The sequence below is a fragment of the Mesorhizobium sp. LEGMi-168a genome (assembly GCF_058312955.1).
Window position 1 is genome coordinate 1 of sequence record NZ_JBZEGV010000062.1, and the last position, 8,317, is coordinate 8,317.

Sequence of the window (8,317 nt, forward strand, 5' to 3'; positions counted from 1 at the left end):
AGGCTCATTGACGGTTGTAACCGAAGGGGCGTCGGGCGACTTCGCCAAGCCTCGAATCGGATGGCCATCCGGTTCGAGGCTCAGTCGCTTCCATCGCACAAAGTCTCCTCCGTGCAGATACAAGGGGTGCTGGACGGAGTGAGGCGTTGGATATCGAAGGGTTTGAGGCGCTTAAGTCTTCAGCGCAGCGATCCTTCCAACACCCCTCATCCGTCGCCTTCGGCGACACCTTCTCCCACAGGGGGAGAAGGAGAAGTAGGCGCTACTTCAACACTCTCCCATCCGTGCCAAACCTATAAGTCTTCGCTGGATCCGGCGTCGCATAGAGCGTGGTTCCCGGCTCGGCATTGTAGACGCCAAAGATGCGCACGGTGAGCATTCCTGCCTTTTCGCAGTCGAGATAGAGATTGGTGTCGGCGCCGAGATGCTCGGCATGCACAACCGTGCCTTTCCAGGCGCCGGACTTCGTGTCGACGGTCAGGTGCTCGGGCCGCACGCCGACGGTCTTGGCCGTCTCGCCCAATTTGGCGCCGTCGATGAAGTTCATCTTCGGCGAGCCGATGAAGCCGGCGACGAAGTCGTTGGCCGGCGAATTATAGAGTTCCATCGGGCTGCCGATCTGCTCGATCCGGCCGGCATTGAGCACGACGATCTTGTCGGCCAGCGTCATCGCCTCGACCTGGTCGTGGGTGACGTAGATCATCGTCGCCGTCAGCCGTCGGTGCAGTTGCGCGATCTCCAGACGGGTGTTGACGCGCAGCGCCGCATCGAGGTTCGACAGCGGCTCGTCGAAGAGAAAGAGCTTGGGCTCGCGCACCACGGCGCGGCCGATGGCGACGCGCTGGCGCTGCCCGCCCGAGAGCTCCGCCGGACGGCGCTCGAGATAAGGCTCGAGCGACAGCATGGCGGAGGCGATCTTGATGCGGCGGTCGATCTCGGCCGAAGGGGTGCCGGCCTGCTTCAGGCCGAGGCCCATATTGTTCTTCACCGTCAGATGCGGATAGAGCGCATAGGTCTGGAACACCATGGCGATGCCGCGTTTTGCCGGCGGCGTGACGGAGACGTCGGTGCCATCGATCAGCACGCGGCCGGAAGTCGAATCCTCCAGGCCGGCGATCACGCGCAGCAGCGTCGACTTTCCGCAGCCGGACGGGCCGACGAAGACGACGAACTCGCCGTCATTGACCTCGAGGTCGATGCCCTTCAGCACTTCGACCGGCCCGAAAGCCTTCTTCACATTCTCGATGTTCAGCGAGCCCACGGCTTCGTCCTTGTTCTAGAGTTTGATTGGGGCGCCGCTGCGCACGCTCTCGTCGGCGGCGAGGCACACGGCGAGCGACTTGACCGCGTCGTCCATGTGGCGGGTCAGGTCGATGTCCTCGCGGATGGCCTTGAGCAGGAAGGCCTGTTCAAGGTCGCAGAGCTCCTGGTGCCCAGGCTCGCCTTCCATCGACAGCAGCTCGTCCTCCTTGGCGAACTTGCCGTCCGGTCCGGTCGCAGCGCTGTGCAGGCGGATGGTCGAGGTTTTGGTGTGGGTGTCGATGTCGTCGGACTTCACGCCCTCCTTCATCACGATCGACACGCAACCCCTGGGCGACATCACATCCTTCACGAAGAAGGCGGTCTCCGAGATCATCGGCCCCCAGCCGGCTTCATACCAGCCGACCGAGCCGTCCTCGAACAGCACTTGGAGATGGCCGTAATTGTACATAGAGGGCGCCACCTCGTCGGAGAGCCGCACCCCCATGCCGCGCACCTCGACTGGCCTCGCGTCGGTGATCTGCAGCATCACGTCGAGATAGTGCACGCCGCAGTCGACGATCGGCGAGGTCGTCTGCATCAGCTGCTTGTGCGTCCCCCAGCTATGGCCGGAGGACTGCTGGTTGAGGTTCATGCGGAAGACATATGGCCCGCCGAGTTTGCGCGCTTCGGCGATCAGCCGGATCCAGGATGGATGGTGGCGCAGGATATAGCCGATCACCAGCTTTTTGCCGTTGGCCTTGGCTGCGTCGACGACGCGCCTGGCGTCGGCAACCGTCGTTGCCAGCGGTTTCTCGACGAAGACATGGCACCCGGCCTCGAAAGCGCGCACCGCATAATCGGCATGGCTGTCGGAATAGGTGGCGATCGCGGCGACGTCGGGCTTCTCGTCGCGCAGTGCGTCCTCGAAGGAGCGCCGAATGCCATAGCCGGCAAGCCCGTCCGGTAGCGGCACGTCGGAGCGGTTGACCAAGGCCGCGATCTCGAAGCCCGGATTGGTGTGATAGGCGAGCGCATGGCTGCGGCCCATATTGCCGAGGCCGGCGACAACAACGCGAAGGGGTTTAGCCATTTCAGTTTGCCTTTTCTTTCGTGCGGGCTTTCAAAGCCACCATCACGTGGGGCTCACATTCATCGGCGACGCGCAAAGCTGCCTCTTCGCTGTCACAGCGGGATAGAAGTCGGAAGCCACGGGCATCGACTCCGTCTTTGATCAGTGAAAGCCTCTGATCGTCAGACAAACGGTGCTCGAGATTAAGCGCCCGCTCGAATGTCTTTGATTGCTCATCGTCCATCTGGGAAATGACGCGCCAGCGGATGTGACAATTGTATTCTTTCGGCCGGCGCTCCGCTCCGAGCCGGGTAAACCAGACGGCGGCATTGAGATAGAATTGCGGCCCCCAGGAGGACTTCTGCAGGTTCAGCATACAGATCGTCTCCGGCCATTCCCGATAGAAATTCGTGGCCCGGACGCCCCTAAATCCATAGCGGCCGCCTATCTCTATGAGCGCCTGGACGATGATGTCTCGCCCCTCGCTCACTTGACGGCTCCCGAGGTGATGCCGCGGATCAGCTGCCGCGAGAAGATGACGTAGAGGATCAGCACCGGCAGGATAGCCAGCGACAGCGCGGCCAGGATCGCATTCCAGTTGGTGACGAACTGTCCAAGGAAGAGCTGGGCGCCGAGCGTCACCGTCTTGGTCTCTTCCGAAGGCGCCAGGATCAGCGGGAACCACAGATCGTTCCAGATCGGGATCATGGTGAAGACAGCGACCGTCGCCATCGACGGGCGCACCAGCGGCAGCACCAGCCGGAAGAAGATCGTATATTCCGACAGCCCGTCGATGCGGCCCGCGTTCTTCAAGTCGTCGGAGACCTGCTTCATGAATTCCGACAGGATGAAGATGGCAAGCGGCAGGCCTTGCGCGGTATAGACCAGGATCAGCGCCGTCAGCGTGTTGACCAGCCCGGTCGCCACCATCAGCTGCAGGATGGCGACGGTGCCGAGTCGGATCGGGATCATGATGCCGAGCGCCAGGTAAAGCCCCATCAGCGTGTTGCCGCGGAAGCGGTATTCCGACAGCGCGAAGGCCGCCATTGCGCCGAACAGCAGCACGAAGAACAGCGAAGCGACCGTGACGACGAGGCTGTTCTGGAAATAGTGGAAAAAATCGCCCTGGCCGAACACGGTGGTGTAGCCGATCAGGTCGAAGGTCTTCGGCGTCGGCGGCGTCAGCGGCGCGCCGAAGATGCCCGCGCGCGACTTGAACGAATTCATGATCACCAGGATCACCGGGAACAGCGCGATCACCGTATAGGTCAAAAGGACGGCGTGGGCGCCGATGGTGCGGGGAAGCGAATGGGTAGCGGTGCTCATGGCGCGCCTCAGAACTGGTAGCGACGCAGGCGCGTCTGGACGAGGAACAGGTAGACGCAGACGCCGGCGAGGATGATCAGGAACATCATCGTGGCGATCGCGGCACCCATGTTCGGATCGCCGACCTGCAGCTGGAAGCCGAAGAAGGCGCGGTAGAGGAAGGTGCCGAGGATGTCGGTCGAATAGTTCGGGCCGGCGAGCGCCCCTTGCGCCGTGTAGATCAGGTCGAAGGCGTTGAAATTGCCGACGAAGGTCAGGATCGAGATGATGCCGATCGAAGGCAGGATCAGCGGCAGCTTGATCTTCCAGAACTGCGCCATGCCGGTGACGCCGTCGCATTCGGCGGCCTCGATCACCTCGTCGGGGATCGACAGCAGCGCCGCGTAGATCAGCATCATCGGAATGCCGACGAACTGCCAGACCGAGACCAGGCTGAGCGCGGTCAGCGCATATTGCTCCTTGCCGAGCCACGGCGTGAACAGGCTCTTCAGCCCGACGAAGTCCATGAGATGGGGCGCCACGCCCCACAGCGGCGACAGGATCAGCTTCCAGGCGAAGCCGACGATGACGAAGGACAGGATTGTCGGCACGAAGATCGCGGTGCGGTAGAAGGCGGTGAAGCGCAGCCTCGGGCTGGAGAGCAGTGCCGCGAGCAGGACGCCGATCGGATTCTGCACCAGCATGTGGATTATGAAGAACCAGATGTTGTTCCTGAGTGCATTCCAGAAGCCCGCGGACCAGTTAGGGTCGCCGAACAGCGTGCGGAAGTTGTCCATCCCGACGAACACCTGGGATTGCTCGATGTTGCGGAACAGCGAGAGTTGCAGCGTGCCGGCCAGCGGCAGGATCATGATCGCCGTGTAGACGAGCACCGCCGGCGCCAGGAAGACGCCGATATGCCAGCGGATCGGTCTTTTCGGTCGTGTTTGTGCGGCCATGAGTTCGGTCTCCGCCGTCTCTCGGTTCCAGGTCGATGATGCTTAGCTGATGCCTCGATGCACGGCCCGGCTGTCCTCTTAGGGGGTGGACAAGGCCAGCGACAGTGCGGCTTCGTCTTCCCCGCAAGGTGAGGGTAAGACCGAGAGGCGGCGCCGACAATCGCTATCTAGAACGGTTCGAATGCCGGCCGGGCATGTGCCCGGCCGGTCCGTTGCCTGAGCTTCTACTTCGCCGGCTTGTACCAGCTGTCGAGCCCGTCCTGCAGCTTCTTGGCCGCGGCTTCCGGCGTGTCGGTGCCGTTGATCACGTTGGCCGATTCAACCCAGGTCTCGTTCTCGAGGTTCGGCGTGCCGCGTCCCAAGATCTGGTAGGTCGAGCGGATCGTCGACTTGCACTTGCCACGCCAGGAGACGAATTCCTGCGCCAGTGGATCTTCCATCTTCACCGGGGTGTTGTTCAGGCTGAAGAAGCCTGGCAGCGCGTTGGCGTAGATGGTGGCGAAATCCGGAGAGGCGACCCAGGAGAGGAACTTCTTGGCCTCTTCCGGGTGCTTCGATGCCGCATTCAGGCCCATGCCGATGTCGGTGTGGTCGGAAATGTAGCAGGTGTCGCCGGCCTTCTGCACCGGCGGCGGGAAGGCGCCCATCTTGAACTGCGCCTGGGTGTTGAACAGCGCGATTTCCCACGAGCCGGCCGGGTAGATGGCGGCGCGGCCGAGCGTGAACAGGTTCTGGCTGTCCGGATAGGTCTGCGCCTCGAAGCCGTCGCCGAGATAGGGCTTCCATTTGGCGAGTTCCTTGTAGGGCTCGACCCACTGCGGATCGGTCAGCTTCTGCTCGCCCTTGATCAGCGCCTGGCGGCCATCCTCGCCCTTCCAGTAGTTCGGGCCGATGTTCTGGTAGCCCATGGTCGCGGCTTCCCAAAGGTCCTTGGTGCCCATAGCCATCGGGATGTAGGTGCCGTCCGCCTTGATCTTGTCGAGCACGGCGTAGAACTCTTCATTCGTGGTCGGCACCTTGAGGCCGAGTTTCTCGAAGGCGTCCTTGTTGTAGATGAAGCCGTGGATGACCGAGGCCATCGGCACGCAGAACGTCGCCTTGCCGTCATCGGTCTGCCAGGCTGACTTTGCCACGGGGGAGAAATTCTCCATGCCCGGCAGCGCCGATAGATCGGCGAGGTTGCCCTTCTGGTAGAGCACCAGCGACTTGTCGAAGGGTCGGCAGGTGATCAGGTCCCCCGCCGAGCCGGCGGTGAGCTTGGCGCCGAGAGCGGCATCGTACTCGGTCGGCGCCGACGGCGCGAACACCACCTTGATGCCGGGGTTCTTGGCCTCGAAGGCCGGGATCAGCTTGTCCTTCCAGATGGTCAGGTCGTCGCCGCGCCAGCTCTCTATGTTGAGCGTTACGTCGTCGGCGAGCGCCATGCCGGTGGTGCCGAGAATGCTCGTGCCGAGCAGAAGGGCCGTCAGTAGTTTGGTCGTCATGTTCAGTCTCCCTGTTGACCTTTTTCAGGTTCGGTTCTGATGAGAACAGCGGCTAGCGCCCCTTGCTCCCCTCGATCGCGGAAAGCGCCGGCCTGAGCTTCTGGCCTGCTCCTTCCAGTATCTTCTCGGCCGCATCGGTGTTGGCAGCACCTGCGGCGAGCAGAATGGCAGTCTTGACGACACCGCCGCTCTCTTCGAGCAGACGCGCCGCGTCGTTGAGGCTGCGCCCGGTGATGGCGGCGACCATGCGCACCGCGCGGTCGCGCAGCTTGATGTTGTCGGCGGTGAGATTGACCATATAGCCGTCATGCACATGGCCGAGATGGATGGCGGCGAGCGTCGACAGCATGTTGAGCGCGATCTTCTGCGCGGTGCCGGCGCCCATGCGCGTCGAGCCGGCGATCAGCTCGGGCGGTGTTTCGAGCAGGACGGCGACATCGGCCCGTTCGAACAGCGGCGCGCCCTTGTTGTTGGCGATCGCGATCGTCGCCGCACCCCTGCGCCGCGCGTCGCCGATCGCCTGGACGGCGTAGGGCGTCGAGCCGCTGGCCGAGATGGCGATCAGGCAGTCGCCCTTGCCGATATTGGCGTTCGCCACGGCCGCCGCGGCTTCCTCGGTGTCGTCTTCCGGGCCGCCGGCGAGCGTGTGGAATGCCTCATCGCCGCCGGCGATCAGGATGGCGATGCGGTCGCGCGCGATGCCGAAGGTGCCTGGAAGCTCCAGCGCGTCGGCAACCGCCATCAGGCCGGAGCTGCCGGCCGCCGCATAGGCAAGCCTGCCGCCGGCCTTCAATTGTCTTGCGATGAGTTCGGCGGCCTCGGCGATGGCCGGAATGGCGCCGTGCACGGCCTTGGCGGCCTCGATCTGCGCGTTGGCAAGGAACGAAAGGATGGCATCCGGGGCCTGGACATCCAGTCCCTCGGCATTCTGGTGAAGCGCTTCCGTGCGCGTCTCGGCCATCCGTTGTCCTCCAACTGAGGGGACAATACCAAAAAAATACCACTTGTCCACATCCATTAACGGATTTCGCACTCCGAAACTGTCTTGCCGGCGAATTCCTTTGTTTTTTCAATAAAATACGTCTTAATCTTTTTTGAACTCAAATTAACGCTTGGCTATTGGTATTTTATTGGTATTATCCGTGCTCGAGGAGAAATCGCGTGAAATTCGTGCTTGGCATCGATGGCGGCGGCACCAGCTGCAGGGCGGCCCTTGCGACCGTCGACGGCGCTGTCGTCGGCCGCGCCAAGAGCGGCGCGGCCAACATCCGCACCGATCTCACCGGCGCCCGCGCCAACATCGTCGAGGCGGCGAGGCAGGCGTTTGTCGCCGCCGGCCATGATCCGGAGCTGATCCCGCAAACGCCGGCCATCCTCGGCCTTGCCGGCGCCAATGTCGGCACCTACAGGCAGCAGCTTGAAGCAATCCTGCCCTTCAGCAAAAGCCGCGTCGAAACCGATGCCGAGATCGCGCTCGAAGGCGCGGTCGGTTCCGGCGACGGCGCCATGGCCATTCTCGGCACCGGCACCGCCTATATGGCGCGTAAGAAAGGCAAGTCGCGCGCCATCGGCGGCTGGGGCTTCCAGGTCGGCGACCAGGGCAGCGGCGCCCGCATCGGCCGCGATCTGCTCGAGCAGACGCTGCTTGCCTATGACGGCATCCGCCCCGGCTCGCCCTTGACGGAAGCGATGCTTGCCGTCTTCCGCAACAATCCGGAGGACGTGGTCGAGTTCACCACCAACGCCAAGCCCGGCGACTTCGGCGGCTTCGCGCCAAAAGTCTTCGAACATGCCGAAAAGGGCGACCCTGTCGCCAACTGGATCCTCGACAAGGCGGTTGCCGATGTCGAGGCCTCGCTCGGCGCGCTCGATCTCGCCGACGACGCGCCGCTCTGCCTGCTCGGCGGCCTGGCGCCGCTCTATGCGCCGCGCCTGTCGGCGCGTTACCAGGCGCTGCTGAAGGCCCCGCTCGACGACGCGCTTGGCGGCGCCGTGCAGATGGCCGTGCGCATCTTCGCCGGCAAGTTGGGGGCTGGCCGATGAGCGCCGCCGACCAGATCTTCGCCATGCTGCCGGAGGCGCCGCGATGAGCGCCGCCGACCAGATCTTCGCCATGCTGCCGGAGGCGCCGCGATGAGCGCCGCCGACCAGATCTTCGCCATGCTGCCGGAGGCGCCGCGATGAGCGCCGCCGACCAGATCTTCGCCATGCTGCCGGAGGCGCCGCGATGAGCGCCGCCGACCAGATCTTCGCCATGC

The 8,317-nt window shown here is 63.4% G+C and carries 8 protein-coding genes; 1 reads left to right on the plus strand and 7 read right to left on the minus strand.

The window, feature by feature from the left end; all coding sequences use genetic code 11:
• Positions 1-262: 262 nt before the first annotated feature.
• The 7 genes from AC4FWB_RS33555 to AC4FWB_RS33585 all read right to left on the minus strand — a co-directional run bounded on the left by AC4FWB_RS33555 (position 263) and on the right by AC4FWB_RS33585 (position 7,020).
• Positions 263-1,261, minus strand: coding sequence for an ABC transporter ATP-binding protein (locus AC4FWB_RS33555; protein ID WP_491030510.1), 999 nt, complete (start codon positions 1,259-1,261; stop codon positions 263-265).
• A gap of 15 nt (positions 1,262-1,276) precedes the next feature.
• On the minus strand, positions 1,277-2,332 hold the full coding sequence (locus AC4FWB_RS33560) for a Gfo/Idh/MocA family protein (protein WP_491030511.1): 1,056 nt from the start codon (positions 2,330-2,332) through the stop codon (positions 1,277-1,279).
• Position 2,333: 1 nt separating this feature from the next.
• Positions 2,334-2,801: a DUF4304 domain-containing protein gene (locus AC4FWB_RS33565; RefSeq protein WP_491030512.1), complete on the minus strand. Its 468-nt coding sequence runs from the start codon at positions 2,799-2,801 to the stop codon at positions 2,334-2,336.
• Positions 2,798-3,637 (minus strand): carbohydrate ABC transporter permease, encoded by an 840-nt coding sequence (locus AC4FWB_RS33570; protein ID WP_491030513.1) that lies wholly within the window; start codon positions 3,635-3,637, stop codon positions 2,798-2,800. Before AC4FWB_RS33570 ends, AC4FWB_RS33565 begins: the two co-directional genes overlap by 4 nt.
• Positions 3,638-3,645: 8 nt before the next feature.
• A complete protein-coding gene (locus tag AC4FWB_RS33575; RefSeq protein WP_491030514.1) occupies positions 3,646-4,575 on the minus strand; it encodes a carbohydrate ABC transporter permease in 930 nt (309 codons plus the stop codon).
• Between the two features lie 224 nt (positions 4,576-4,799).
• Positions 4,800-6,059 carry an ABC transporter substrate-binding protein gene (locus tag AC4FWB_RS33580; RefSeq protein WP_491030515.1) on the minus strand — a complete coding sequence of 420 codons (1,260 nt, stop codon included), beginning with the start codon at positions 6,057-6,059 and terminating at the stop codon, positions 4,800-4,802.
• A 52-nt stretch (positions 6,060-6,111) separates the two neighbouring features.
• Positions 6,112-7,020 (minus strand): N-acetylmuramic acid 6-phosphate etherase, encoded by a 909-nt coding sequence (locus AC4FWB_RS33585; protein ID WP_491030516.1) that lies wholly within the window; start codon positions 7,018-7,020, stop codon positions 6,112-6,114.
• A 200-nt stretch (positions 7,021-7,220) separates the two neighbouring features.
• On the opposite strand from AC4FWB_RS33585, the gene AC4FWB_RS33590 reads away from it, so the two are divergent.
• The gene (locus AC4FWB_RS33590; RefSeq protein ID WP_491030517.1) at positions 7,221-8,102 is read left to right on the plus strand and encodes a glucosamine kinase nucleotide-binding domain-containing protein; all 882 of its coding nucleotides are present in this window, start codon (positions 7,221-7,223) and stop codon (positions 8,100-8,102) included.
• Positions 8,103-8,317 lie beyond the last annotated feature (215 nt).